The sequence below is a fragment of the Streptomyces sp. AHA2 genome (assembly GCF_036857595.1).
Classification (GTDB): Bacteria; Actinomycetota; Actinomycetes; order Streptomycetales; family Streptomycetaceae; genus Streptomyces.
Genome location: NZ_JAUQWJ010000018.1, coordinates 16,690 through 41,783, shown reverse-complemented (window position 1 = coordinate 41,783; position 25,094 = coordinate 16,690). Strand labels below are relative to the sequence as shown.

The following is a 25,094-nucleotide window of genomic DNA, read 5'->3' as shown; positions in this document are numbered from 1 at the left end:
GGCGTGCGGCCGTGGGGGAGGTCACTGACACGATGATCGGGTTGCGCGGCGGGGGCGACGCGTCCTAGAAAAGCAGTCGGGTGGAGATATGCATCGCGGTGGCGGACTGGGCGAGGGGACTGATGACCTGGGTCCTCGACGTGCCCGGCGGGGAAGGCACCGGCGCGAGGCGGAGGACACGCAGGAAGCACGTCGGACGCAGGGCCGTCCCGATGAACCGGAGCGCCTCGACGGACGTACTGAACGCCGAGCGGACGATCTTCGGGCGGGGAGCAGGAATGGTGGTCGGGTGGGGGTGACGTACAAGTACTTCGGCGCGCCCGACGGTGCGACCGCGGCCCGTGTCCCGATCTCGATGCGCCCCGAGGAGCTCGGCGGCGACGAGCTCGGCATGAACGGCATGTTCACCAAGATCAAGCCGGAGACCATGGCCGCGATGGTGCTGACGGGCATCGAGGGCGTCCCCCTGCACAAGGTCCCGCCTCTGGAACTGGTCGTGCTGCACCCCGACTACGCGGTGGTCAAGCTCCCCATGACGGTCGTCGACCCGCTGCGCGGCATCGGCGAGGAGGCCGTGGGAGCGGCGGCCTTCATCTGGTCCACGGTCCCGGACCGCGGCGGCCCCCGCGACGCGTTCAACGTCTACCAACTCCTGCACGAGTGGCAGGACTTCAGCCACCGGCTGCACGAGGCGGGGCATCAGCCGTACTGCCTGGTGTGGCCCTGAGCGACGGTTTCGCGGGAGCGCCGGGGTGCGGTCAGTCCCCCTGGGACCACGCGGCCACCGGCAGCGACAGGTAGACGCCGACGTCGCGCAGGCCCGTCGCCGCCGTGATGGCGTCGTGCAGGCCGTCCACCCGGTCCTGGCGGTCGGCCGCCCTGCTCTCGAACCACTTCGACCGCACCTCGACGACCACGTCCAGGCCGCTGCGGTCCAGCGGTCCCAGCCGCCGGAAGCGCAGCTCCACGTCACCGGGTTGCAGGTCCCCGTCGTAGGGCTCCTCGGGGCACTCCACCGCCAGGGACACCAGGTGCGGGAGGACGGCGGCGAGTTCGCGGAGCGTCTCCTCGGGGACGTGCGGGGCGCAGGTGATCTCTACGAGAGGCATCGGGGCAGCCTACCCACCGCCCGAACCGGACACGGCCGTGACGTGCCGGGCCGCGACCGGCATACCGGGCCGCGCGTCGGCGGGCCGGTCAGGTGCCGCCGCCCACCGTGAAGCCGATCACCGTCCCGCCCCCTTCCCGCCGGTACGCGAACGGCGCGCCGCCGTGGGCGAGCGCCACCTCGCGCACGATGGACAGGCCCAGCCCCGAGCCCGGCAGGGAACGGGCGTCGGCGGCGCGGTAGAAGCGGTCGAAGACGCGGTCGAGGTCCTGGTCGGCGATGCCGGGGCCGCGGTCGAGGACCTCGACGCGGATCGTGCCGGGCCGGGCCGGGCCGGAGACGGCGATCTCGACGGGGTGCCTGCCGCCCTGGTCGAACTTCAGGGCGTTCTCGACCAGGTTGGACAGCGCCCGGGTCAGCATCCCGGGGCGCCCGTCGGTGGTCGTGTCGCCGCTGGCGCGCAGCGCGATCTCCCGGCCGCTGCGGCGCCGGGCGAGCCCGGCCACCTCCTGTGCGACGGCGGCGACGTCCACGCGCTGCGGCGGCTCGGTGTCGGACTGCCCGGCGGCCAGGTCGACCAGTTCGTTGACCAGGTCGGTCAGTTCACGTGCCTCCTGGCCCAGATCGGCGACGAGTTCCTCGCGGGCCCGCGGCGGCAGTTCGTCGATCCGGCGCAGCAGGGAGATGCTCGTGCGCAGCGAGGTCAGCGGCGTCCGCAGCTCGTGGCCGGCGTCCTGCACCAGCCGCCGCTGGTCCTCCTCCGACTGGGCGAGCCGGCCCAGCATGCGGTCGAAGGCCCGGCCCAGCCGGCCCACCTCGTCGTTCCCGGCGACGGGCACCTGGACGCCCAGGCGGCGGGTGCGGGCGACGTCCTCGGCGGCGTCGGTGAGCACGACCAGGCGGCGCGTGATGCGCCGGGCCAGCCACCAGCCGAACAGCCCGGCGCCGACCACGACGGCGGCCACCAGCAGCAGCGTCCGCCGCTGGAGGACCCGCAGCAGGTCCTCGACGTCGCTGAACTCCTGCGCGATCTGCACCGCGCCCCGCCCGCCGCCCAGGGACACCGTCGCGACGCGGTAGACGTCGTCGCCGACGTCGACGTCCCGGTGCTGGGCGACCTGCCCGGAGGCCCTCGCCCCCGCGATCCGCACATCGGTGCCGGTGACCGGCAGGCCCGGGCTGCCCCGGTCGACGACGCGCCCGTCGGGGCCGAGCACCTGCACGTCCGTGCGGGCCGGCCGCACCAGGTCGTGCCCGGGCGCGGCGGAGGAGAAGTCGCCGGGCGCCATGCGGTTCTGGCGCACCTCGTCACGCAGGTCCTGCACGACCTCGTCGAACACCGTCTGCTGGTCCACCCGCACCAGCCGGGCCGCCGCGCTGTAGGACAGGATGCCGACCAGGATCGTCACGGCCGCCGTCACCACCGCGAACGACACGGCCAGGGTGGTGCGCAGCGAGACCAGCTTCGGCCGGCGTCCGGCGACCAGCCGGCCCAGGCGGCCCACTCAGTCCTCCCGCAGCACGTAACCCACGCCGCGCACCGTGTGGATCAGCTGCGGCGCGTCCGGCTCGTCGAGCTTGCGGCGCAGGTAGCCGACGTAGACGGCGAGGTTCTTGGAGCCGGGGCCGAAGTCGTAGCCCCAGATGCGGTCGTAGATCGTGGAGTGGTCCAGGACGATGCCGGCGTTGCGCACGAGCAGTTCCAGCAGCTCGAACTCGGTGCGGGTCAGCTCCAGCTCGCGCGGGCCGCGCCAGGCCCGGCGCGCCTGCGGGTCCATGCGGATGCCGGCGGCCTCGACGAACCGGCCGGGCTCCGGCCGGGGCGCCTCGGCGGGGACGGCCGCGCTGCCGGCCCCCACCGGGCTGGTGCGGCGCAGCAGGGCGCGCAGCCGGGCGAAGACCTCCTCGACGTCGAAGGGCTTGACCACGTAGTCGTCGGCGCCCGCGTCCAGCCCGGCGATGCGGTCGGCGGTCTCCACGAGGGCGGTCAGCATCAGCACCGGCGTGCGGTCCCCCTCGGCGCGCAGCACCCGGCACACCTGCAGCCCGTCGATGCCGGGCATCATCACGTCCAGGACCAGGACGTCGGGGCGGTTGCGGTGGGCCTGCGCCAGCGCCTCGACGCCGTCGGCGACCGCCACGACCTGGTATCCCTCCAGGGTCAGGGCGCGCTCCAGGGCGTTGCGGATGGCGCGGTCGTCTTCGGCGAGCAGCACGGTGTGGGGCACGCGTCCAGTGTGCCAAGCCGCACGGTCCCGGGAACGGCACGGGCTGTGCCGCGGCGTCCTTCTTACTGCCCTCTCACCGGGCCAGCCGGGAGGCGTGCGTCGGGGCGTCCGGCACGTCCGCCGGGCGGTCCACGGCGAACTCCTTGCGCAGCACCGGCACGACCTCCTCGCCGAGGATGTCGATCTGCTCCAGGACGGTCTTCAGCGGCAGCCCGGCGTGGTCGACGAGGAACAGCTGGCGCTGGTAGTCACCGGCGTACTCGCGGAAGGCCAGGGTCTTCTCGATCACCTGCTGCGGGGAGCCCACCGTCAGCGGCGTCTGGTCCTGGAAGTCCTCCAGCGACGGCCCGTGCCCGTACACCGGCGCGACGTCGAAGTAGGGGCGGAACTCGCGCACCGCGTCCTGCGAGTTCTTCCGCATGAACACGTGCCCGCCGAGGCCGACGATCGCCTGCTCGGGCGTGCCGTGCCCGTAGTGCGCGTAGCGCTCCCGGTACAGCTCGACCATGCGCCGGGTGTGGTCGGCCGGCCAGAAGATGTTGTTGTGGAAGAAGCCGTCGCCGTAGTACGCGGCCTGCTCGGCGATCTCGGGCGAGCGGATCGAGCCGTGCCAGACGAACGGCGGTACGCCGTCCAGCGGGCGCGGCGTCGCGGTGAAGCCCTGCAGGGGCGTGCGGAACCTGCCCTCCCAGTCGACGTCCTCCTCGCGCCACAGCCGGTGCAGCAGGGCGTAGTTCTCCAGCGCGAGCGGGATGCCCTGGCGTATGTCCTGGCCGAACCAGGGGTAGACCGGGGCGGTGTTGCCGCGGCCCAGCATCAGGTCGACCCGGCCGTCGGCCAGGTGCTGGAGCATCGCGAAGTCCTCGGCGATCTTCACCGGGTCGTTGGTGGTGATGAGGGTGGTGGCCGTGGAGAGGATCAGCCGCTCGGTGCGGGCGGCGATGTAGCCGAGCATGGTGGTGGGCGAGGACGGCACGAACGGCGGGTTGTGGTGCTCACCGGTCGCGAAGACGTCGAGCCCGGCCTCCTCGGCCTTCAGCGCGATGGCGACCATGGCCTTGATCCGCTCGCGCTCGGTCGGCGTCCGGCCGGTGGTCGGGTCGGGCGTGACGTCGCCGACGCTGAAGATCCCGAACTGCATGGTCGCTCACCCTCCAGGTTGTTTACCGTTCAACTATAACCTGGAGAACGGCCGCCCGCAGGGGTCTGTTCCCCGCGCACGGGTTCCCCGCCGGGGGTCCTGCCCGTCTGCGCGAGCAGCCGCTCGAACGCCGACGCGCCCTCCGGCACCGCCACCGGCTCCCCGAACACGCCCATCGCCCGGGCCGTCGGCGCCAGCTCCGCCACCGCGCCGGTCAGCTCCGCCAGGACCGCGTCGTCCGGCCCCGGGAAGTCCTGGCCGGTCGCCCGCGCCAGGTCCCACGCGTGCACGGTCAGGTCCAGCAGTGCCATCGACCCCACCAGCCGCGCCGGCATGCCCATCGCCCCGGTCGTCCCCTCCTCGGCCCCGGGCGCCGACCAGACCGCCACCAGCCGGTCCGCCTCCCGCGCCAGCCGCTCCCGCCAGTCATGCCCCTCGGCGACCACGTCGGCCGTCGCACCGAAGTCCGCCTCCTCCTTCGCGGCCAGCCGCTGGAACTGCACGACCACCTGGAAGAGGTGATTCACCAGCGCCCGCACGTCGTACTCGGCACACGGCGTCGGAGCCGCCAGCGCCGTGTCCCCGATCCCCCGCACCACCGGCACCGCCCGCTCCCGGGCCAGCCCCAGCAGCTCACCGATGCCCCGCGTCCGACTCGCGTTCGTCTCCATGCCCCGACCGTACGCAGGCCCGGGTCTGCCCTTCTTGAACAAACGCGACGTACCATCCGGCCATGGAGGCACCCCGCGACGACACCCGGGGGATCGTCGACCCGTCCGGTCTGCTGGACCGCGTGCGATTCCGCCGCCACGAGCCCGCGCCCGCGCTGCGGCGGTACGTCGAGTGGTACTGGCTCATCGACTGGGACCTGCCCGCCCCCTACGCCTCCCACATCGTCCCGCACCCCTGCGTCAACCTCACCTTCCAGTGGGACGAGGACGACGGCCCCCCGTACGCCGAGGTCACCGGCGTGGCCCTCGGCCTGTACACCAGGAAGCTGAGCGGGCCGGGACGCGTCTGCGGGGTCAAGTTCCGCCCCGGCGGCTTCCGGCCCTACGCCCCCCGGATCCCCGTCTCCCGCTGGACCGGCCGCGCCCTGCCCGCCCACGAGGTGCTCCCCGGCGCCACCGGCGACACCGCCCGCCGGATCGTCACCGCCACCGGCGACCGCGCCCGCGTGACCGCCCTGGACGACTTCCTGCTCTCCCGGCCGTGCGCCCCGGACGGACAGGCCGACCTCGCGATCGACCTGGTCCGGCGGATCCGCGCCGACCGCACCGTCCGCAGGGTCGGCGACCTCGCCCGCGAGCGGGGCCTGTCGGTACGGGCGCTGCAACGGCTCTTCTCGGCGTACGTGGGCGTCAGCCCGAAGTGGGTCATCCTCCGCTACCGCATCCACGAGGCCCTGGAACTGGCCGGCACCCGCACCGGCATCGACTGGGCGGCCCTCGCCACCGACCTCGGCTACGCCGACCAGGCCCACCTCGTACGGGACTTCACGGCGACGGTGGGCGTACCGCCGACGGTCTACGCGGCGGAGGCGCGCGGCGAGCGCTGAGACCGGGCGGCGAGCGCCACGACGCCGAGAACCCCGGCGGCTGACCGGCGAGCACCGGCCCGCGACGACCGGCGGAGGATCACGACCGGCGAGGGAGCACCGGCCCGCGACGACCTGTGGAAGCGCCGGCCCGCGACGGCGGACCCGCCGTGGCCGGCGCCCGGCCTCACCGCGAACCGGCATGCGAAGCTGACCGCCATGTCCGTGCTCCGCTCCGCCGCCCTGTTCGCCCTCGCCGCCCTCCTGGAGATCGGCGGCGCCTGGCTCGTCTGGCAGGGCGTACGCGAACACAAGGGCTGGCTCTGGGCGGCCGGCGGCGTCCTCGCCCTCGGCGCCTACGGCTTCGTCGCGACGTTCCAGCCCGACGCCCACTTCGGCCGCGTCCTCGCCGCGTACGGCGGCATCTTCGTCGCCGGCTCGATCCTGTGGGGCGTCGTCGCGGACGGCTACCGTCCGGACCGCTGGGACATCACGGGCGCGCTGATCTGCCTGGCCGGCATGGCCGTCATCATGTACGCCCCCCGGGGCGAGTGACCCCGGGCCCGCACGCGCACCGGACGGCCCGGCCCACACCACGGACGGCCCGGGGGTCCACCCAGGGCCCCGCGCGCCTCCCCGGCGGCCGGACGGGCCCGCCCACCGTCCGGGCACCCGCGCCGCGCGCCGCGGGCCCCGCCTATCCTGACGCCAGGTCCGTCCGCCGGGCCGGACACGCGACCCGCCGCACCCCGCCCGCACCCGTCCGAGGAGCACCCATGGCCACCGCCGCCCCGTCCGCCGCCTCCCGCATCGCCGTCGTCACGGGTGCGAGCAGCGGCATCGGCGCCGCCACGGCCCGGCAGCTCGCCGCCGCGGGCTACCGCGTCGTCCTGACCGCGCGCCGCAAGGACCGCATCGAGGCCCTGGCCGAGGAGATCATCAAGGCGGGCCACCAGGCCACGGCCTACCCCCTCGACGTCACCGACCGCGCCGCCGTGGACGAGTTCGCCACCGCCTTCACCACGATCGGCGTCCTGGTCAACAACGCGGGCGGAGCGCTCGGCGCCGACCCGGTCGCCACCGGCGACCCGGCCGACTGGCGCCGGATGTACGAGACCAACGTCATCGGCACCCTCAACCTCACCCAGGCCCTGCTGCCCAAGCTGATCGAGAGCGGCGACGGCACGGTCGTGGTCGTCTCCTCCACCGCCGGCCACGGCACCTACGAGGGCGGCGGGGGCTACGTCGCCGCCAAGCACGGCGCACACGTCCTGGCCGAGACCCTGCGTCTGGAGATCGTCGGACAGCCGGTCCGCGTCATCGAGATCGCCCCCGGCATGGTCCGGACGGAGGAGTTCGCCCTGACCCGCTTCGGCGGCGACAAGGAGAAGGCGGAGAAGGTCTACCAGGGCGTCGCCGAGCCCCTCACGGCCGACGACGTGGCCGAGACGATCACGTGGGCGGTCACCCGCCCCGCCCACGTCAACGTCGACCTCCTGGTCCTCCGCCCCCGCGCCCAGGCCTCCAACACCAAGGTGCACCGGGAGGCGTAGGGCCGGGCCGGCGGTCAGCCCTTCACACAGACGACCTGCTTGAGCTTGGCCACGACCTCGACCAGGTCCCGCTGCTGGTCGATGACCTGCTCGATCGGCTTGTAGGCGCCGGGGATCTCGTCGACGACACCGGAGTCCTTGCGGCACTCCACGCCCTCGGTCTGCCGCTCCAGGTCCTTCGTCGTGAACCGGCGCTTGGCCGCCGTCCGGCTCATGCGCCGACCCGCGCCGTGCGAGGCGGAGTTGAAGGACTTCGCGTTGCCGAGCCCCTTCACGATGTACGAACCCGTGCCCATGGAACCCGGGATGATCCCGTACTCGCCGGAACCGGCCCGGATCGCCCCCTTGCGGGTGACGAGCAGGTCCATGCCGTCGTAGCGCTCCTCGGCCACGTAGTTGTGGTGCGCGCTGATCTCCGGCTCGAAGACGGGCTTCGCCTTCTTGAACTCCTTGCGGACCACGTCCTTCAGGAGCGCCATCATGATCGAGCGGTTGTACTTCGCGTACTCCTGCGCCCAGAACAGGTCGTTGCGGTAGGCCGCCATCTGCGGGGTGTCCGCCACGAAGACGGCGAGGTCGCGGTCGACCAGGCCCTGGTTGTGCGGGAGCTTCCGGGCCACGCCGATGTGGTGCTCGGCCAGTTCCTTGCCGATGTTGCGGGAACCGGAGTGCAGCATCAGCCATACGGAACCGGTCGTATCCGTGCAGACGTCGACAAAGTGGTTTCCGCTTCCGAGCGTTCCCATCTGCTTTCCGGCCCGTTCGTGACGGAACTTGACCGCTTCCGCCACCCCGTCGAACCGCCCCCAGAAGTCGTCCCAGCCGCCGGTCGCCATGCCGTGGAAACGGCCCGGGTCGACCGGGTCGTCGTGCATCCCCCGGCCCACCGGGATGGCCTGCTCGATCTTCGAGCGCAGCCGGGACAGGTCGCCCGGGAGGTCGTTCACCGTCAGAGACGTCCGCACCGCCGACATGCCGCAGCCGATGTCCACGCCGACCGCGGCCGGGCACACCGCGCCCTGCATGGCGATGACCGAGCCGACCGTCGCGCCCTTGCCGTAATGGACGTCCGGCATGACGGCCAGGCCCTTGATCCATGGCAGCGTCGCGACGTTGCGGAGCTGCTGGAGCGCCGAGTCCTCGACCGTCGCCGGGTCGGTCCACATCCGGATCGGCACCTTCGCACCCGGCATCTCTACATACGACATATCGTCCTCAATCCCCCGTAAACCAGCAGAAGTCCTCAAGTGCAAATACCGGAGCCAAGGTCGACGAAAGGGAAATCGGACCGGCGTCCACGGCAGTGCGTGCGATACACATTGTGTTCATCGCCCGCCCCACGGCGGCAAGGCAATATCCGTCTCGAGAGGAGCCACCACGTGCAACGGAAGGCCTGCGCGTCCGGTGTCGCCGCGCTCCTCGCGGCGCTGCTGGCGGGCTGCACCGGCGGTTCCGGCGACGGAAGCACCACGGACGACTCCAACCCGGGCGACACCGGCACCGCGTCGGCCGCCGCCGAGCCCGGCCGGTACCGCACCCTGCCCGAGCCCTGCGACGCTCCCGGCCGGACCACGCTGGACGAACTCCTGCCCGGTATCCGGCAGATCGGCGACGAGGAACAGCGCGAGCGGGCCTACGAGGGCACGGCGACGAGCACGTTCGACACGGACCGCCGGGTCGGCTGCCGCTGGAAGGTGGACGCCCCGGACGCCACGAACCACCTCCTGATCGACTTCGAGCGGGTCGTGTCCTACGACACCGCCGTCAGCGACGACAGCCAGGCGGAGCAGTTGTTCGGGGAGAAGCAGGCGTCGGCCCATCTGCCCGAGCCGGTCGCCACCGAGTCGGCGTCCGCGAGCGGCTCCCCGGCCGGCGGCGCGTCCGGCACCCCGAGCGGTTCGCCGTCGCCGTCCGGCTCCCCCTCGTCGTCGGATACCGGTTCGGCGACGCCGGCCGAGCTGCGCCCGCGGGTGCTGGAGGACCTGGGTGACGAGGGGTTCCTCGACGACGAACTGGCCGGCTCCGGTTCGACGGCCGAGCAGCGGACGGTGACTGTGGCGTTCCGCACGTCCAACGTCATCGTGACCATCGAGTACGCGGAGCAGCCGGCGACGGTCGGTGTCGTGCCGGACAGCGAGGAAATGCAGGACAGGGCGCAGAAGCTGGCCCTGCGGCTGGCCGATTCACTGGGTGACTGAGGCCGTTCCACGGCGTCTTCACCCGGAGCCCGCGCGTGCTCGAAGGGGGAACACACGCTCGCCTCACCGCGTACCGTGACCACCCGGACCCGTTCCGACCGCAGGGAACCACGAGCGTCATGAGTGAAGGAACCATGCAGCGACGAGTAGAGCGAATCCAGCGAGCGAAGCGTCTGAACCGCGTCCTGGTCGGCGCGGCCGCCGTCCCCGTGATGCTGGTCGCCGCCGGCTGCTCCTCGGACTCCGGCTCCGGCGACAGCGCGGACAAGACGGCCGGGGCGGGGGCTTCGGCGTCGGCGTCGGCGAGCCCGTCGCCGACCGTGCAGGCGGCGGCGTACGGCAGGCTTCCGGAGGCGTGCAAGGTGCTCTCCAAGAAGACGCTGGAGAACCTCGTCCCGAAGGCGAAGTCGGGCAAGGAGGGCAACTCGGACGACATCTCGACGCGTGCCTCCTGCTCCTGGGACAGCCTCGACAACAACGGCGTGAAGGGCTCGCAGTTCCGCTGGCTGAACGTGTCGATGCTGCGCTTCGAGTCGGACGCCGCCCGCGGCTCGGCCGACAAGCTGGCGCAGGAGTACTACGCGAAGCAGGTGCAGGACGCGCAGGCGGTCGAGGGCGCGAAGGCCGCCGCGTCGGAGCCGGTGACCGGGACGGGTGACCAGGCGACGGCGGTGCACTACGACCTGAAGAAGAAGGAAGGCACCTTCAAGCAGCAGACGGTCGTGGCGCGCGTGGAGAACGTCGTCGTCACCGTGGACTACAACGGGGCGGGTCTCGCGGGGGACAAGACCCCGAGCGGCAAGGACCTGCTGAAGGACGCGAAGAAGGCCGCCGCGGAGGCGGTGGCGGCGGTGTCCGAGGCGAACGGCACCGGTGGCGGCAAGGCGAGCGGCGGCCCGTCGAAGCCGGCGTCCAAGTCGCCGTCGCAGTCGGCGTCCAGGTCCCCCTCCGAGTCCCCGTCGAAGGAAGCGGCCCAGTCGGCGTCCAGGAAGCCCGTGGCGAAGGGCTGACAGCAGCCCCCTCGCGAACCGGCCACCCGTTCCCCGTACATGTGTGCCACCCTGTTGCGCGCAACAACACGCAAGGGGAGGGGTACGGGTGGCCGCGCCACTGCAGCTGACTCGGATGCACCGCGTTCTCATCGGCGTGGTCGTGACCGGCGCCGTGATCATCGCCGGCATCGGCTTCGCCGGTTCGTACGCGGCGGTCCGCGAGTTGGCCGTCAAGAAGGGCTTCGGGGACTTCTCCTACGTCTTCCCCATCGGCATCGACGCGGGCATCTGCGTGCTGCTGGCCCTGGATCTGCTCCTCACCTGGATCAGGATCCCGTTCCCGCTGCTGCGTCAGACGGCGTGGCTGCTCACGGCGGCGACGATCGCGTTCAACGGCGCGGCCGCGTGGCCGGATCCGCTCGGTGTGGGCATGCACGCGGTGATCCCCGTGCTGTTCGTGGTCTCGGTCGAGGCGGCCCGCCACGCGATCGGCCGGATCGCCGACATCACGGCCGACAAGCACATGGAGGGCGTGCGCCTGACGCGCTGGCTGCTGTCGCCCGTCCCCACGTTCCTGCTGTGGCGCCGGATGAAGCTGTGGGAGCTGCGCTCCTACGACCAGGTCATCAAGCTGGAGCAGGAACGGCTGGTCTACCAGGCGCGGTTGCGCTCGCGGTTCGGCCGCTCGTGGCGTCGCAAGGCCCCCGTGGAGTCGCTGATGCCGCTGCGGCTGGCGAAGTACGGGGTGCCGCTGGCGGAGACGGCCCCGGCGGGTCTCGCGGCGGCGGGGATCGAGCCCGCGCTGATACCCCCGCCCCCGCAGCAGGCCCTGGACGCGCCCGACCCGGTGGCGGCCCGCCGTGCGGTCGGCCCCGCCCCCGCGCCGCAGGACGCGGCCTCCCTCCCGCAGGCGCCGGCCGCCGCGGAGCGGGGTGCGGCGGCGCCCGCCGGGCAGCGCCCGGGGCCGGTGGACGGACCGCCGGAGGCGTACCCCGACGCCCCCGAGCCCGACCAGAGCCCCTGGTTCCAGGCCCCGCGCGAGGTCGAGTACCAGGGCGGCTACGACCCGGCCTACGACCCTGCCGAGCAGTACGCCCAGTGGTACGCGGAGCAGCGGGAGGCCGAGCAGTACCAGGAGCAGTACGAGCGGGAGCCGTTCGAGCAGGACGGGTACGAACGGGAGCCCGGCCCGGAGGAGACGGGCGGCTTCCCCATCCCGGTGGGTCCGAACCGGACCCGCGAGCTGGGCGAGGGCGGCGGCAGCGCGCCCCAGCCGGCCGCCGAGCCGGACGAGGACGCGTACTACAAGGTGTTCCGCCAGTCCATCGACGGCAGCTTCCCCACCCCGGCGGTGCTCGGCGAGAACATCCAGACGACCTACGGCGTCACACTGACCACCAGCACGCTCAAGGCCCTGTCGGACCGTTTCCAGCACCGCTACAACACGGAGCTGGAGGAGGACCACATCGCCTGAAATCCGTGCGCACGGCAAAGGGGCCCTCGGCGACTGCGCCGAGGGCCCCTTGCCGTGCGGGCCGGTTACTCGCCGAGCAGGCGGCGCACCCGGTCCTGTCCCACCGCCAGCAGCAGCGTGGGCAGCCGCGGACCGGTGTCGCGGCCGACCAGCAGGTGGTACAGCAGCGCGAAGAAGGACCGCTGGGCCGTCTTGATCTCCGGCGGCAGCTCCTTCGCCGTGGCGTCGGCGGAGAACCCGGCCCGGACCTTGGGCACGCCGTAGACGAGGTGCGTCAGACCGTCGAGCGACCAGTGGTCGGCGAGTCCGTCGAGCAGCAGCCGCAGCGACTGCCGGGACGCCTCGTCGAGCGACTTCAGCAGCTCCGCGTCGGGCTCGTCCCGCACGATGGTGCGCTGGTCGGCCGGGACGTGCGTGTTGATCCACGCCTCGGCCTTGTCGTAGCGCGGGCGGGCCTCGTCCAGCGAGGTCAGCGGCTGCTCCGGGTCCAGCTCGCTGAGGATGCGCAGCGCCTGGTCCTCGTGCCCGGCGGTGATGTCCGCGACGGACGCCAGCGTCCGGTACGGCAGCGGCCGGGGCGTGCGCGGCAGCTCACCGGCGGCCGTGCCCACGGCACGCGCGTGCGCGGCCACGTCGGCCGGCAGGGCGCTGCCGTCGGTGACCTTGGCGTCCAGCCGGTCCCACTCGTCGTACAGCCGCTGGATCTCCTGGTCGAAGGCGACCTTGAAGGACTGGTTGGGCCGGCGGCGGGCGTACAGCCAGCGCAGCAGCTGCGGCTCCATGATCCGCAGGGCGTCGGCCGGGGTGGGCACACCGCCCTTGGAGGACGACATCTTGGCCATGCCGGAGATGCCGACGAAGGCGTACATGGGGCCGATCGGCTGCTTGCCGCCGAAGATCCCGACGATCTGCCCGCCGACCTGGAACGACGACCCGGGCGAGGAGTGGTCGACGCCGGAGGGCTCGAAGACGACGCCCTCGTACGCCCACCGCATCGGCCAGTCGACCTTCCAGACCAGCTTGCCGCGGTTGAACTCGCTGAGCCGGACCGTCTCCGAGAAGCCGCACGCCGTGCAGGCGTAGGTCAGCTCGGTGGAGTCGTCGTCGTACGACGTGACGGTGGTGAGGTCCTTCTCGCAGTTGCCGCAGTACGGCTTGTACGGGAAGTAGCCGGCGGAGCCGGAGCTGCCGTCGTCCTCGGCGGCGGCGCCGGAGCCCTCGGCGGCCTCCAGCTCGGCCTCGTCGAGCGGCTTCTGCCCCTGCTGCTTCTTGGCCGTGGCCTTCTTCGTCCGGTACTGGTCGAGGATGGCGTCGATGTCACCGCGGTGCCGCATGGCGTGCAGGATCTGCTCGCGGTACGCGCCGGAGGTGTACTGCCCGGTCTGGCTGATGCCGTCGAACTCCACGCCCAGCTCGGCCAGCGACTCGATCATCGCGGCCTTGAAGTGCTCGGCCCAGTTCGGGTGCGGCGATCCCTTCGGCGCGGGCACGGACGTCAGCGGCTTGCCGATGTGCTCGGCCCACGAGTCGTCCACGCCCGGGACACCGGCCGGCACCTTGCGGTAGCGGTCGTAGTCGTCCCAGGAGATCAGGTGGCGCACCCGGTGGCCCCGGCGGCGGATCTCGTCGGCGACGAGGTGCGGGGTCATGACCTCGCGCAGGTTCCCGAGGTGGATGGGGCCGGACGGAGACAGCCCGGACGCGACGACGACGGGTTTGCCCGGGGCCCGGCGCTCCGACTCCTCGATGACCTCATCCGCGAAACGGGAGACCCAGTCGGTGGTCTCGGTGCTCTGAGCCACGATCGGCACGTCCTTCTTTCTGCATCGGGCAGCCGGTACGGTCGCACGGCTGACCGCCCCATTGTCCCAGACCGCCTCGCGCCCGGAAAAACGGCTTTACCCCCGTGGGATACTGGCCGTGTCCATCGATTCCCCTAGGAGAACGGCACCCTCGCCCATGGCCTCGGTCACGTCCCTCAGCGACTCCGTCCACCAGCGCCTCGCGGCGGCCCTGTCGGCCGCCCTGCCGCAGGCCGGTTCCGCGGACCCGCTGCTGCGACGAAGCGACCGGGCCGACTTCCAGGCCAACGGGATCCTGGCCCTGGCCAAGAAGGAGAAGGCGAACCCGCGCGAGCTGGCCGCGCAGGTCGTCTCCCGGGTCGAGTCGGGCGAACTGCTCGCGGACGTCGAGGTCTCCGGACCCGGCTTCCTGAACATCAGGCTCACCGACCGGGCGATCACGCAGAACCTCGCCGCGCGCTATGCCGACGACACCGGCCGCCTCGGCGTGCCGCTCGCCGAGCGGCCCGGCACCACGGTCATCGACTACGCCCAGCCGAACGTGGCGAAGGAGATGCACGTCGGTCACCTGCGTTCCGCGGTGATCGGCGACTCCGTGGTGCAGCTGCTGGAGTTCACCGGCGAGAACGTGGTCCGCCGCCACCACATCGGCGACTGGGGCACCCAGTTCGGCATGCTCATCCAGTACCTGGACGAGCACCCGCACGAGCTGGACCACCGGGACGCCGAGGTGTCCGGCGAGGAGGCGATGTCGAACCTCGACCGCCTCTACAAGGCCGCCCGCAAGCTGTTCGACGCGGACGAGGAGTTCAAGACCCGCGCCCGGCGCCGGGTGGTCGACCTCCAGGCGGGCGACCCGCAGACGCTGGCCATGTGGCAGAAGTTCGTCGACGAGTCGAAGATCTACTTCTTCTCCGTCTTCGAGAAGCTCGACATGGAGATCCGCGACGCGGACATCGTCGGCGAGTCCGGCTACAACGACATGCTCGCCGAGACCTGCCGCCTGCTGGAGGAGTCGGGTGTCGCCGAGCGCTCCGAGGGCGCCCTGTGCGTCTTCTTCGACGACGTCAAGGGCCCGGACGGCAAGCCCGTCCCGCTGATCGTGCAGAAGTCGGACGGCGGCTACGGCTACGCGGCGACCGACCTGTCCGCGATCCGCGACCGCGTCTTCGGCCTCAAGGCGGACACGCTCCTGTACGTGGTGGACGCCCGGCAGTCGCTGCACTTCAAGATGGTCTTCGAGACGGCCCGCCGCGCCGGCTGGCTGAACGAGGACGTCAAGGCGGTGCAGCTGGCCTTCGGCACGGTCCTCGGCAAGGACGGCAAGCCGTTCAAGACCCGTGAGGGCGAGACGGTCCGCCTGGTCGACCTGCTCGACGAGGCGATCGACCGCGCCTCGGCGGTCGTCCGGGAGAAGGCCCAGGACCTCTCGGATGAGGAGATCGCCGAGCGCGGCGCCCAGGTGGGCGTCGGCGCGGTGAAGTACGCGGACCTGTCGACCTCCGCCAACCGGGACTACAAGTTCGACCTGGACCAGATGGTCTCGCTCAACGGCGACACCTCCGTCTACCTCCAGTACGCCTACGCCCGGATCCAGTCCATCCTGCGCAAGGCCGGCGCCGCCCGCCCGGCCGCGCACCCCGGGCTGGAACTGCACGCGGCGGAGCGGGCGCTGGGCCTGCACCTGGACTCCTTCGCGGAGACGGTGGCCGAGGCGGCCCGGGAGTACGCCCCGCACAAGCTGGCGGCGTACCTGTACCAGCTGGCGTCGTTCTACACGACGTTCTACGACAAGTGCCCGGTGCTGAAGGCCGAGACGGACGAGCAGGTGGAGAACCGCCTGTTCCTGTGCGACGTCACGGCCCGCACGCTGCACCGGGGCATGGCCCTGCTGGGCATCCGCACGCCCGAGCGGCTCTGAGCCCGTCCGGATGTGACGGGCCGAGGGCGGCACTCCCCCGTGGGTGCCGCCCTCGTCGTTTCCCAACCGGGTGCGGGCGCCCCGGACTTGCTGTCGGTGCCGGCGCCTACGCTCACCCCATGGCGACTCTTCCCAATCCCCTGCCGAAGCTGGCGGCCGATCCGAGCGGTGATGTGCTCGGGCTTCGGCTCCCGTCCGGTTCCCTGGTCGACGCGACCGGCGAAGGCCCCTGGCACGAGCCGTTGCTGTGGTGCGCGCACGAGCGGGCCCGGCCCGGTGACCGGGAGGCGCTGGAGCCGGCGAGGCGGGTGGGGCTGCTCCCGGTCGTCCTGGAGGTGGGCGGCGGCCACGGAGGGCCGCAGGACTGGGAGTTGACGCCGGGCGCGGTGTCGTACGCGGGCGACCACGACGCCGAGGAGGTCCTGGCTCAGTACTGGCAGGAGTGCGCCGCCGAGGGTGATTCCTGGCCCGGGCCGGCCCGGCCGCTCGGGTGGGAGGAGGACCCGGACACGGTGGCGGCCCGGGGCGCCGACGCCCTGCTCCAGGACGGCGGACCGCTGAAGGAGCCCCGGCTGGCCCTGGTACCGGCCCGCCGCAGCGCCGACATCCCGGCGGCGATCGGCTGGACGGGCCCGGCGCACCACGAGGGCGACACGGCCCGGCTCAGCGCGGTGCTGCGCTCCTGGGAGGACCGCTTCGGCATACGCGTCGCCGCCCTCGGCTTCGACCACCTGCTGGTGTCGGTCGCCGCCCCGCCCACGACCCCGGCCGACGCGGAGGCCCTGGCCGCGGAGCACTTCGCGTTCTGCCCGGACAACCTGGAGCAGGGCGCGGACCGGACGCTGCGCTCCTACGCCGCGAACCAGGTCCTCAACCGGCGGACGTGGCAGTTCTGGTGGGACTGAGCCCCTCGGCGAGCCTGCGCAGCCCCTCCTCGATCTCCTCCGGCGTCTGCGTCACGAAGCACAGCCGCAGGGTCGTCCGGTCGGGGGTGCCGGCGTAGAAGGGGGCGCCGGGGACGTACGCGACGTCGTGCCGCACCACCCGCGGAAGCAGGGCCGTCGTGTCGTGGGGCTCCGGCAGCCGCGCCCACAGGAACATGCCGCCCTCGGGCCGGTTCCACACCGAGCCCTCGGGCAGCGCGGCGGGCAGCCCGGCGAGCATGGCGTCCCGGCGCTCGCGGTACACCCCGGCGACGCGGGCGACGTGGGCGTCGAGGTCCTGGTCGGCGAGGTATCGGGCCGCGGCGAGCTGGTTGACGGTGGGGGTGTGCAGGTCGGCGGCCTGCTTGGCGACGGCGCAGGCCCGGCGCAGCTGCCCGGGCGCGCGCAGCCAGCCGAGCCGCAGTCCGGGCGCCATGACCTTGGAGAAGCTGCCGAGCAGCACGGTCCGGTCCTCGGCTCCGGGATGGGCGGCGATCCAGGGCACGCGTGCGCCCTCGTAGCGCAGTTCGCCGTAGGGGTCGTCCTCGACGATCCACAGGCCGCGCCGGGCGGCGACGGCGGCGACGGCGGCCCGCCGCTCGCCGGGCAGGGTCCGGCCGGTGGGGTTCTGGAAGGTGGGCACGGTGTACAGCAGCTTGGGCCGTTCCCGCGCGACGAGTTCGTCCAGGGCCGCGGGGTCCAGGCCGTGCTCGTCGCCGGGCACGGCCACGACGCGCGCTCCGGCGAAGCCGAAGGCCTGCAGCGCCGCGAGGTAGCAGGGGTTCTCGACCAGGACGGTGTCGCCGGGTTCGAGCAGTGCGGTGGCCAGGAGGGACAGGGCCTGCTGGGAACCGGTGGTGACGAGCAGGTCGTCGGGGCCGGTCGGCAGGCCCCGGGCGGCCGTGCGGGCGGCGAGTGCGTCGCGCAGCGCGGGTTCGCCCTCGGTGGTGGAGTACTGCAGGGCCCGCGCGGGGGTGCGGGCCAGCACCGCGCGGAACGCGGCGGCGATGCCGTCGGCGTCGAACAGCTCCGGCGCCGGCAGCCCTCCGGCGAAGTTGATCACCTCGGGGCGGGCGGTGACGGCGAGGATGTCCCGCACCGGCGATCCCCCGACGGCGCGGGCGCGCGCGGCGAGCGGCGGCACGGCGGAGCGGGTGGTGGGCCCCGGCTCGGCGATGGTCATGACACGGCTCCTTCGGCTGCGGCGACGCCTGCTGCCCCGCAGCCTAGGCAGGTGCGTGTCGCCTACAAGAAGTTTTCCGCGATACGGACAGCGGGACGCCCCGGCCGGGCCGGGGCCTCGGCCCGAGTCGGCTCAGCCCTTCGCCCCGATCCCCGCGTACACGTTGATGTCCGCGTCCGTGGCGTCGGCGATGTCGCGGTAGCGGACCTTCTCGATCTCGTCGAGCCCGGCGAGGAAGGACGCCGCGGGCTGCTCCGGCACGGGGGCGGCGCCGTCGGGCCGCCACCGGTGCGCGGGGACGACACCCGGCTCGGCGATCTCCAGCCCGTTGTCCGTGAAGAACCGCTCGACGTCGGCCCGGGTCCGCAGCACGAACGAGAACCCCCGGGCGGTGTAGGTCCGTTGCACCGCCCGGACGTTGTCCGGGTTGAGGTCCTCGGTCAGGTGGCTGAGCACCAGTCTGCTGCCCGGGGGCAGCGCGTCCAGCAGCTCGCGCACCAGCGGGTACGCCTCATCGTCGGCCACGAAGTGCAGGACCGCGACCAGGCACAGGGCGACGGGCCGGTCGAAGTCCAGCGTCTCGGCGGCCTGTTCGAGGATGCGGCCGGGGTCGCGCAGGTCGGCGTCGACGTAGTCCGTGCGTCCCTCGGGCCCGCTGGTGAGCAGCGCCCGCGCGTGCGCCAGCACCACCGGGTCGTTGTCGACGTACACCACCCGCGACTCGGGCGCGGTGCGCTGCGCGATCTGGTGCACGTTCTGCGCGGTCGGCAGCCCCGTCCCGATGTCGAGGAACTGCCGGAGGCCCTCCTGCTGCACGAGCGTGGTCACCGCGCGGCGCAGGAAGTCGCGGTTGTGCCGCACGTCGAGGTAGCCGCGCGGGTTCACCGCGAGAGCGGCGGCGGCCGCTTCCCGGTCGGCCGGGTAGTGGTCCTTGCCGCCGAGGAACACGTCGTAGACCCGCGCCGGATGCGCCTTGCCGCTGTCGATCCTCCTGCGCAGTTCGGCGGGATCCTGGCTGAGCGCCTCACCGGGCATGGGTCTCTCCCTGACGACTGGGCGGTCCGAACAGCGACCGTTTCGGTGGGCAGCAACCTAACGGACCGGCCGGGCCGATCGTGCCCGGACGGCGTCACGACGGGTCGGTCGTCCCGGCCTTCACCCATTTCTCGCCACCCAGGGGGAACTCGTACGCCGGGCGCCCGTTGTGGCCGCTCGTGCGGAACGGCCGGCCCTCGTCGTCCACCCGGAGCGTGCCGCTGCGGCTGCCGCTGGACCAGGTCAGCTCCAGGTACCAGCTGACGTCGTAGGCGGAGGCGTCGGCCTTGACGTAGTACGCCTCCGGGTCCGACTCGCTCACCGTGAACGGGAAGTCGGCGTGCCCCGCCTCGGGCACGACGGCGGGGCGGGCGGCGTCCAGGGCGACCGTGAAGAACCGCTTCGGCATGCCACCGCCGCAGCCCACGCCCGGATAGCCCATCGCGTAGTCGTTCCAGGCGAGCGGCGAGCGCCTGCCCGCCGTGCGGACCGTCAGGTCCTCGACGACGACGGTCTCCTTCCCGGTCCCCTGCACGGTGATCTTCAGGAGCTGCTCCCCCGACGGCACCGCGCCCATCGCGGCCACCCAGCCGGGCGCGTCCTGTTCCAGCGGCGGCGGCACGACCCGCTCGGGGGGCAGGTTCACCAAGTACCGCTGCGAGCAGGGGTCTTCCCAGGCGTGCGGCTGGGTGTTCACGGTGAGCGGGGCCGGGCCGGAGCGGGGTGCGGCCCCGGCGCGGCCGGGCTTGCCGGCACCGGCCGGGGAGGACGACGCGGCGGAGTTCGAAGGGGCGGACTCCTCGTGCCGGCCGCTCTTCTCGCGCTTCTCGCCGTCCGGGGAAGAGCTGCCGGACGGGGACGCCGTCGCGGCGACACCGCCGTCCGTGCGTGGGCGGGAGTCACCGGAGTCTCGTGAGGCGGCCGCCGGTTCGCGGTGGCCGTCCCGGTCCGGCCCGCCGTCCGGCATGGCCACGGCCAAGCCGACCCCGCTGAGGGCGACGGCAGCGGCGACCGCGACGAGAACGGCCCCCCGAGGCCGCCGCCGCGTGCGCTCCGCGGGCGCGTTCCCCGACGACGGCGCCTGGGGCCCGGTGACTTCGGCGGGCTCCTCACCGACCGCACGCCCCGGCCCGGCACCGGCCCGGGCGCCGACGCCCTGGGCCGACAGGCCGTCACCACCGTTCACCGACGACACCGCGGCGGATCCGTCCGAAGCCGCGGGTACGGCGGGTGTGGCGGGCCCGGCAGACCCGGCGGACCCGGCAGGCGCCAAAGGTCCGGCGTGCGCGGCAGGTTCAGCAGACCCCGCAGACCCGACAGGCCGGGCCGACCCGGCAAGCCCCGCGGACCCGGCAGACCCGGCAGACCCGGCAGGCCCGGCAGGCCCGGCAGGCCCGGCGGACCCGGCAGGCGCCAAAGGTCCGGCGTGCGCGGCAGGTTCAGCAGACCCCGCAGACCCGACAGGCCCGGCGGACCCGGCAGACCCGGCAGACCCAGCGGACCCGGCAAGCCCGCTAGGCCCGGCGGACCCGACAGGCCCGGCGGACCCGGCAGACCCGGCAAGCCCGCTGGGCCCGGCGGACCCGACAGGCCCGGCAAGCCCGCTGGGCCCGGCGGACCCGACAGGCCCGGCGGACCCGGCAAGCCCGGCAAGCCCGGCGGACCCGGCAGACCCGGCGGACCCGGCGGACCCGGCAGGTTCAGCAGACCCCGCAGACCCCGCGGACCCGGCAGACCCGGCGGGCCCGGCAAGCCCGGCGGGCCCGGCAAGCCCGCTGGGCCCGGCGGACCCGGCAAGCCCGGCGGACCCGGCCGGCGGGGCGGCCGCGTCGGGCACGGGCGGCCCGGCCCGCCCGGACCCGGCACCCGTCTTCCGCCCCCGGCCGGCGTCCGCGAGCACCCACCGCCGGTGCAGTTCGACGAGTTCCCCGGGGGACGCCTTGCACAGCCGCGCGAGCCGCTCCACGGGCGCGTAGTCCGCGGGCACGGCGTCGCCGTTGCAGTAGCGGTGCAGCGTCGACGTACTCATGTGCAGACGCTTCGCGAGCACCCCGTAGCTCAGGCCCGAGCGTTCCTTCAACTCCCCCAGCAGCCGCGCGAATGCGGCCGCGCCCGTGTCCTGCGACACCGTTCCTCCCACCCCGTGTCCCGTGCCCCCGTTCCAGGGGACGGTCGTTTCCCCTGGTCAGGTTCCCCGTGCGCGTTCCAGCGTCCCTGATCGCCCGCCGGGTGTGGCGGGCGGGACGAAGCGCGGCACAAGCTCTGGTCATCCAAGCACGCCGCTCCCGGCCCGCCGGTCGAGCGACCCGCTCCGGCCTTCTCCCGCACTGCCTTTGTCCGAAAGGAACCCCAGCCATGCGTACGTACCACGCTCTGCCCGTCGCCCTCCTGGCCGCCCTCGCCCTCACGGCGTGCGACGACGGCACCGGAACACAGGACGAGGGCGCGGCCCGCCCCGCCGCGTCGGCGACGGCATCGACCGCCCCGGCTACGGACGCCCCCGCCACCGGGTCCGCGCGCACGTCCGGGACTCCGGGCACGGCGGACACCGGCGGAACCTCCGGCGGGAGCGACGGCGGCGAGAGCGAGCCGGGCACCGGGAAGGCCACCGGGCACACCCCCGGCAAGAGCACCGGCAGGACCGCGGGGAAGGGCACACCCGCCCGCGTGTTCTGCCACGGCGGCAACACCACCGTCACCGCCCGGCCGGTCCCGCGCCCCCTGAACCACCTGCTGATCACGGTCGAGAACACCGGCTCGAAGCCCTGCGACCTCACCTACCACCCGGTGCTGCGCTTCGACGCGATGCAGTGGGCCCCGCGCCCCGTCGCGGATTCCAAGCCGCAGGCCGTGACGACCCTGGCGCCCGGCGAGAAGGGCTACGCGGGCGTCTCGCTGTCGGCGGCCGACGGCAGCGGCGAAGCCGGCACCACCGGCCGCGAGCTGACGGTCGGCTTCCAGGGCCGCACGCCGAACAGCGACGGCGGCCCCACGGCGATCCCGGCCCTGCCGGCCGGGGGCGTCTACTACGACAGCACGCTGACGGTCACCTACTGGCTGCGCGACATGGACGACGCGCTGTCCTACTGATCGTTCAGCTTCCGGGCCACCTCGGTGGCCCAGTAGGTGAGGATGGTGCGCGCCCCGGCCCGCCGGATGCCGGTGAGGGTCTCCATGATCGCCCGGTCGCGGTCGATCCAGCCCTTCTCGGCGGCGGCCTCGATCATCGAGTACTCGCCGGAGATCTGGTACGCGGCGACGGGCACGTCCACGGCGTCGGCGACCCGGGCGAGGACGTCCAGGTAGGGCCCGGCCGGTTTGACCATCACCATGTCGGCGCCCTCCTCCAGGTCGAGGGCGAGTTCGCGCAGCGACTCCCGCAGGTTGGCCGGGTCCTGCTGGTAGGTCTTGCGGTCACCGCGCAGCGACGAGCCGACGGCCTCGCGGAAGGGCCCGTAGAACGCGGAGGCGTACTTCGCCGTGTAGGCGAGGATCGCCACGTCCTCCCGGCCGATCTGGTCGAGGGCGTCGCGGACGACGCCGACCTGCCCGTCCATCATCCCGCTGGGCGCCACGACATGGGCGCCGGCGTCGGCCTGCACCTGGGCCATCTCGGCGTACCGCTCCAGGGTCGCGTCGTTGTCGACCCGGCCCTGCTCGTCGAGCACGCCGCAGTGCCCGTGGTCGGTCGTCTCGTCGAGGCAGAGGTCGGACATGACGAGGAGGTCGTCCCCGACCTCGGCGCGCACGTCCCGCAGGGCGACCTGGAGGATGCCGTCCGGGTCGGTGCCGGGCGTGCCGAGCGGGTCCTTCTTCGACTCCTCCGGCACGCCGAACAGCATGATCCCGGAGATCCCCGCCGCGGCGGCCTCCGCGGCGGCCTTCTTCAGGCTGTCCCGGGTGTGCTGCACGACGCCCGGCATGGCCCCGATCGGCACGGGCTCCGTGACGCCCTCGCGCACGAAGGCCGGGAGGATGAGATCGGCGGGGTGCAGCCGGGTCTCGGCGACCATCCGACGCATCACGGGGTTGATCCGCAAACGCCGCGGCCGCGTACCGGGGAATGATCCGTACGTCGTCATGCCCTCTACGCTACGCCCGCCCCAAACGCCCCGATGCCGACGCGATGTCGGCGCGATGTCGGCGCGGTACGGGTGCCGTGCGGGTGCCGTGCGGGTGCCCTGGCCGGTCCCGTTCGGTCGCCTGCGGGTCCCGTCCGGGTGCCGTGGAAGTGCCGTCCGAGTGCGCTCCGCCCGCCCGCGGCCGCACACCTCCGCGGTCCTGCGATGCGGGTCCCCCGGCACGGGTCCATCCTGGTGGGGAGGGCAGGCTCACGGTCCGGCCTGCCCGAGTTCGAGGACCCCGACGGCCCGCTCCCCCCACCTCGCCGCCGCCGTCCCTCCGTACCCGCCCCCACGGAGGACGCGATGACCGCCACCCACCCCACCCCCGACCTCTTCGCGCTCTCGGACGTCGACGGCCCGGTGCTGCGCCCCGGCGACCCGGCCTACGCCCAGGAGGTCACCGGCTTCAACGTGTCCGCGCTGCACACCCCGGACGTCGTCGTCGGGGCCACCGGAGCGCACGACGTCGTCGCGGCCATGCGCTGGGCGAGCGCCACCCGCACCCCGGTGGCCGTCCAGGCCACCGGACACGGCGCCAACTTCCCCATCGAGCGGGGCCTGTTGATCACCACGTCCCGGATGACGGGCGTGCGCGTGGACCCCGCCACCCGTACCGCCCGCATCGACGCCGGGGCGAAGTGGAGCCACGTGATGGCGGCCGCCGCCCCGCACGGCCTCGCGGGCCTGTGCGGCACCTCCACGGACGCGGGTGTGGTCGGCTACACCCTCGGCGGCGGACTGCCCGTCCTCGGCCGCGCCTACGGCTACGGCGCCGATCTCGTCCGCTCCTTCGAGGTCGTCACCCCGGACGGTCGGCTGCGCGACGCGGACGCCCGGCACGAGCCGGAGCTGTTCTGGGCGCTGCGCGGCGGCAAGGGGAACGTGGGCGTCGTCACCTCGCTGGTGACCGCGCTGCTGCCGCTGTCCCGCGTCCACGGCGGCGGCCTGTACTGCCACGCGGAACACACCGCGGCCCTGCTGCACGCCTGGTCGGACTGGACCCGCACCGTCCCGGACGAGATGTGCAGCATGTTCTCGGTGCTGCGACTGCCGCCGATCCCCCAGCTCCCGCCGGAGCTGCGCGGCGGCTTCTGGGCCCGGGTGGCGATCGCCTGGCCGGGCGACGCGGCCGAGGGCGAGGCGCTGATCGGCCCGCTGTGGCAGGCCGCCCCCGTGGCGGTGGACATGGTCGGGGAGACGGCCTGCACGGACATGGACCGCATCCACATGGAGCCGCAGGACCCGCTCCCGGCCCGCGAGTCGTGCATGCTGCTGCGGGACCTCACCCCGGAGGCGATCGACGCGTTCCTGGATCAGGTGGGTCCCGCGGCCGGCGCCGGGTACCCCCTGCTGGTGGCCTCGCTGCGGCACATGGGCGGCGCGCTGTCCCGCCCGGCGCCCGTCGAGGACGCCGTGTGCGCCCGTGACGCCCGGTACTTCCTGGAGGCGGTCGGGATCATGCCCGCCCCGCCGGTGGCCGAGGCCGTCGAGCAGGCCACGCGCCGCCTGCACACCGCGATGGCCCCGTACGGCACGGGCCGCACGATGGTCAACATCCACGGCACGCCCGGCGACGCGGAGGACGTCGCCCGCGCCTGGACCCCGGAGGTCTACGCCCGCCTGCGCCACGACAAGGCGACCTACGACCCGTCCAACCTGCTCCGCTTCGGCCACGCGGTGACACCGGCGTAACCGCGACCGCAACGACCGACCCGCCCCTGAACCGCCGGCACAGCGGGAGCCGGCCGACCCGGCCCCTGGCCCACGGTGCGCCCCGTAGGGAACCGGTCGGGACCAGACCCGGGCCGGTCCTGGGCTGCGGGCGCGGCCTCGGAGCCCACCGGGCCGGACCCGGACCGGCTCCCCGCCACCGCC

General features: G+C 73.4%; 22 protein-coding genes and 1 pseudogene. 11 read left to right on the top strand and 12 right to left on the bottom strand.

The features are described from left to right. Nucleotides 1–289 precede the first annotated feature (289 nt). The gene (locus Q5694_RS27530; RefSeq protein ID WP_003974483.1) at nt 290–727 is read left to right on the top strand and encodes a hypothetical protein; all 438 of its coding nucleotides are present in this window, start codon (nt 290–292) and stop codon (nt 725–727) included. 31 nt (nt 728–758) lie between these two features. Here the strand turns inward: Q5694_RS27530 and Q5694_RS27525 are convergent, their stop codons facing one another. The 5 genes from Q5694_RS27525 to Q5694_RS27505 form a co-directional block, all read right to left on the bottom strand. Then, a complete protein-coding gene (locus tag Q5694_RS27525; protein ID WP_333936089.1) occupies nt 759–1,109 on the bottom strand; it encodes a hypothetical protein in 351 nt (116 codons plus the stop codon). A gap of 88 nt (nt 1,110–1,197) precedes the next feature. Further along, on the bottom strand, nt 1,198–2,613 hold the full coding sequence (locus Q5694_RS27520) for a sensor histidine kinase (protein WP_333936088.1): 1,416 nt from the start codon (nt 2,611–2,613) through the stop codon (nt 1,198–1,200). Beyond that, on the bottom strand, nt 2,614–3,336 hold the full coding sequence (locus Q5694_RS27515) for a response regulator transcription factor (RefSeq protein ID WP_333936087.1): 723 nt from the start codon (nt 3,334–3,336) through the stop codon (nt 2,614–2,616). A gap of 73 nt (nt 3,337–3,409) precedes the next feature. Beyond that, nucleotides 3,410–4,477: an LLM class flavin-dependent oxidoreductase gene (locus tag Q5694_RS27510; protein WP_333936086.1), complete on the bottom strand. Its 1,068-nt coding sequence runs from the start codon at nt 4,475–4,477 to the stop codon at nt 3,410–3,412. Between the two features lie 29 nt (nt 4,478–4,506). Beyond that, nucleotides 4,507–5,148, bottom strand: coding sequence for a TIGR03086 family metal-binding protein (locus tag Q5694_RS27505; RefSeq protein ID WP_333936084.1), 642 nt, complete (start codon nt 5,146–5,148; stop codon nt 4,507–4,509). A gap of 62 nt (nt 5,149–5,210) precedes the next feature. Between Q5694_RS27505 and Q5694_RS27500 the strand changes: the two genes are divergently transcribed. The 3 genes from Q5694_RS27500 to Q5694_RS27490 all read left to right on the top strand — a co-directional run bounded on the left by Q5694_RS27500 (nt 5,211) and on the right by Q5694_RS27490 (nt 7,567). Then, complete coding sequence (locus Q5694_RS27500) at nt 5,211–6,035, top strand: helix-turn-helix domain-containing protein (RefSeq protein ID WP_333936083.1); 825 nt, start codon at nt 5,211–5,213, stop codon at nt 6,033–6,035. A gap of 198 nt (nt 6,036–6,233) precedes the next feature. Continuing rightward, nucleotides 6,234–6,569 (top strand): YnfA family protein, encoded by a 336-nt coding sequence (locus tag Q5694_RS27495; RefSeq protein WP_333936082.1) that lies wholly within the window; start codon nt 6,234–6,236, stop codon nt 6,567–6,569. 221 nt (nt 6,570–6,790) lie between these two features. Beyond that, the gene (locus Q5694_RS27490) at nt 6,791–7,567 is read left to right on the top strand and encodes an SDR family NAD(P)-dependent oxidoreductase (RefSeq protein ID WP_333936081.1); all 777 of its coding nucleotides are present in this window, start codon (nt 6,791–6,793) and stop codon (nt 7,565–7,567) included. Between the two features lie 14 nt (nt 7,568–7,581). Here Q5694_RS27490 and Q5694_RS27485 read toward each other — a convergent pair whose 3' ends face one another. Next, nucleotides 7,582–8,775: an RtcB family protein gene (locus tag Q5694_RS27485; protein ID WP_333936080.1), complete on the bottom strand. Its 1,194-nt coding sequence runs from the start codon at nt 8,773–8,775 to the stop codon at nt 7,582–7,584. 171 nt (nt 8,776–8,946) lie between these two features. Between Q5694_RS27485 and Q5694_RS27480 the strand changes: the two genes are divergently transcribed. The 3 genes from Q5694_RS27480 (at nt 8,947) to Q5694_RS27470 (ending at nt 12,231) form a co-directional block, all read left to right on the top strand. Continuing rightward, nucleotides 8,947–9,765, top strand: coding sequence for a DUF3558 domain-containing protein (locus Q5694_RS27480; protein ID WP_333936078.1), 819 nt, complete (start codon nt 8,947–8,949; stop codon nt 9,763–9,765). Nucleotides 9,766–9,884: 119 nt separating this feature from the next. After that, nucleotides 9,885–10,775, top strand: a complete 891-nt coding sequence (locus tag Q5694_RS27475) for a DUF3558 family protein (protein WP_333936077.1) — start codon at nt 9,885–9,887, stop codon at nt 10,773–10,775. A 115-nt stretch (nt 10,776–10,890) separates the two neighbouring features. After that, complete coding sequence (locus tag Q5694_RS27470; RefSeq protein ID WP_333936076.1) at nt 10,891–12,231, top strand: DUF2637 domain-containing protein; 1,341 nt, start codon at nt 10,891–10,893, stop codon at nt 12,229–12,231. A 65-nt stretch (nt 12,232–12,296) separates the two neighbouring features. On the opposite strand, the gene lysS is transcribed toward Q5694_RS27470, so the two are convergent. Next, entirely contained in the window at nt 12,297–14,042 is a 1,746-nt protein-coding gene (gene lysS, locus Q5694_RS27465) for a lysine--tRNA ligase (RefSeq protein WP_333936075.1), read from the bottom strand. 148 nt (nt 14,043–14,190) lie between these two features. Here lysS and argS point away from each other — a divergent pair, with 148 nt between their 5' ends. Together argS and Q5694_RS27455 are read left to right on the top strand one after the other, a co-directional pair. After that, nucleotides 14,191–15,954 carry an arginine--tRNA ligase gene (argS, locus tag Q5694_RS27460; protein ID WP_333936074.1) on the top strand — a complete coding sequence of 588 codons (1,764 nt, stop codon included), beginning with the start codon at nt 14,191–14,193 and terminating at the stop codon, nt 15,952–15,954. A 119-nt stretch (nt 15,955–16,073) separates the two neighbouring features. Beyond that, nucleotides 16,074–16,859 (top strand): DUF4253 domain-containing protein, encoded by a 786-nt coding sequence (locus Q5694_RS27455; RefSeq protein WP_333936073.1) that lies wholly within the window; start codon nt 16,074–16,076, stop codon nt 16,857–16,859. Here Q5694_RS27455 and Q5694_RS27450 read toward each other — a convergent pair. The 4 genes and pseudogenes from Q5694_RS27450 to Q5694_RS27435 form a co-directional block, all read right to left on the bottom strand. Further along, entirely contained in the window at nt 16,825–18,060 is a 1,236-nt protein-coding gene (locus tag Q5694_RS27450) for an aminotransferase-like domain-containing protein (RefSeq protein ID WP_333936072.1), read from the bottom strand. The two genes, Q5694_RS27455 and Q5694_RS27450, sit on opposite strands and share 35 nt — an antisense overlap. Nucleotides 18,061–18,192: 132 nt before the next feature. Beyond that, a complete protein-coding gene (locus Q5694_RS27445) occupies nt 18,193–19,095 on the bottom strand; it encodes an SAM-dependent methyltransferase (RefSeq protein ID WP_333936071.1) in 903 nt (300 codons plus the stop codon). Nucleotides 19,096–19,189: 94 nt separating this feature from the next. After that, a complete protein-coding gene (locus Q5694_RS27440) occupies nt 19,190–20,290 on the bottom strand; it encodes a transcriptional regulator (protein WP_333936188.1) in 1,101 nt (366 codons plus the stop codon). Between the two features lie 672 nt (nt 20,291–20,962). Continuing rightward, nucleotides 20,963–21,223 (bottom strand): annotated as a pseudogene (locus Q5694_RS27435) (helix-turn-helix domain-containing protein); the annotation flags it as partial. A gap of 227 nt (nt 21,224–21,450) precedes the next feature. On the opposite strand from Q5694_RS27435, the gene Q5694_RS27430 reads away from it, so the two are divergent. Beyond that, nucleotides 21,451–22,185: a DUF4232 domain-containing protein gene (locus Q5694_RS27430; protein ID WP_333936070.1), complete on the top strand. Its 735-nt coding sequence runs from the start codon at nt 21,451–21,453 to the stop codon at nt 22,183–22,185. Here Q5694_RS27430 and hemB read toward each other — a convergent pair. Continuing rightward, complete coding sequence (gene hemB, locus Q5694_RS27425) at nt 22,179–23,177, bottom strand: porphobilinogen synthase (RefSeq protein WP_333936069.1); 999 nt, start codon at nt 23,175–23,177, stop codon at nt 22,179–22,181. The two genes, Q5694_RS27430 and hemB, sit on opposite strands and share 7 nt — an antisense overlap. 345 nt (nt 23,178–23,522) lie before the next feature. Between hemB and Q5694_RS27420 the strand changes: the two genes are divergently transcribed. Next, the gene (locus tag Q5694_RS27420; RefSeq protein WP_333936068.1) at nt 23,523–24,911 is read left to right on the top strand and encodes an FAD-binding oxidoreductase; all 1,389 of its coding nucleotides are present in this window, start codon (nt 23,523–23,525) and stop codon (nt 24,909–24,911) included. The last annotated feature ends 183 nt before the right edge of the window (nt 24,912–25,094 follow it).

What these genes read in the sequence shown, in the direction of transcription:
- Q5694_RS27420 (WP_333936068.1), top strand. Translation starts at nt 23,523, where the DNA reads ATGACCGCCACCCACCCCACCCCCGACCTCTTCGCGCTCTCGGACGTC.
- Q5694_RS27455 (WP_333936073.1), top strand. Translation starts at nt 16,074, where the DNA reads ATGGCGACTCTTCCCAATCCCCTGCCGAAGCTGGCGGCCGATCCGAGC.
- hemB (WP_333936069.1), bottom strand. Translation starts at nt 23,177, where the DNA reads ATGACGACGTACGGATCATTCCCCGGTACGCGGCCGCGGCGTTTGCGG.
- Q5694_RS27490 (WP_333936081.1), top strand. Translation starts at nt 6,791, where the DNA reads ATGGCCACCGCCGCCCCGTCCGCCGCCTCCCGCATCGCCGTCGTCACG.
- Q5694_RS27495 (WP_333936082.1), top strand. Translation starts at nt 6,234, where the DNA reads ATGTCCGTGCTCCGCTCCGCCGCCCTGTTCGCCCTCGCCGCCCTCCTG.
- Q5694_RS27510 (WP_333936086.1), bottom strand. Translation starts at nt 4,477, where the DNA reads ATGCAGTTCGGGATCTTCAGCGTCGGCGACGTCACGCCCGACCCGACC.
- Q5694_RS27505 (WP_333936084.1), bottom strand. Translation starts at nt 5,148, where the DNA reads ATGGAGACGAACGCGAGTCGGACGCGGGGCATCGGTGAGCTGCTGGGG.
- Q5694_RS27475 (WP_333936077.1), top strand. Translation starts at nt 9,885, where the DNA reads ATGAGTGAAGGAACCATGCAGCGACGAGTAGAGCGAATCCAGCGAGCG.
- Q5694_RS27430 (WP_333936070.1), top strand. Translation starts at nt 21,451, where the DNA reads ATGCGTACGTACCACGCTCTGCCCGTCGCCCTCCTGGCCGCCCTCGCC.
- Q5694_RS27445 (WP_333936071.1), bottom strand. Translation starts at nt 19,095, where the DNA reads ATGCCCGGTGAGGCGCTCAGCCAGGATCCCGCCGAACTGCGCAGGAGG.
- Q5694_RS27485 (WP_333936080.1), bottom strand. Translation starts at nt 8,775, where the DNA reads ATGTCGTATGTAGAGATGCCGGGTGCGAAGGTGCCGATCCGGATGTGG.
- Q5694_RS27450 (WP_333936072.1), bottom strand. Translation starts at nt 18,060, where the DNA reads ATGACCATCGCCGAGCCGGGGCCCACCACCCGCTCCGCCGTGCCGCCG.
- Q5694_RS27500 (WP_333936083.1), top strand. Translation starts at nt 5,211, where the DNA reads ATGGAGGCACCCCGCGACGACACCCGGGGGATCGTCGACCCGTCCGGT.
- Q5694_RS27525 (WP_333936089.1), bottom strand. Translation starts at nt 1,109, where the DNA reads ATGCCTCTCGTAGAGATCACCTGCGCCCCGCACGTCCCCGAGGAGACG.
- Q5694_RS27470 (WP_333936076.1), top strand. Translation starts at nt 10,891, where the DNA reads ATGCACCGCGTTCTCATCGGCGTGGTCGTGACCGGCGCCGTGATCATC.
- argS (WP_333936074.1), top strand. Translation starts at nt 14,191, where the DNA reads ATGGCCTCGGTCACGTCCCTCAGCGACTCCGTCCACCAGCGCCTCGCG.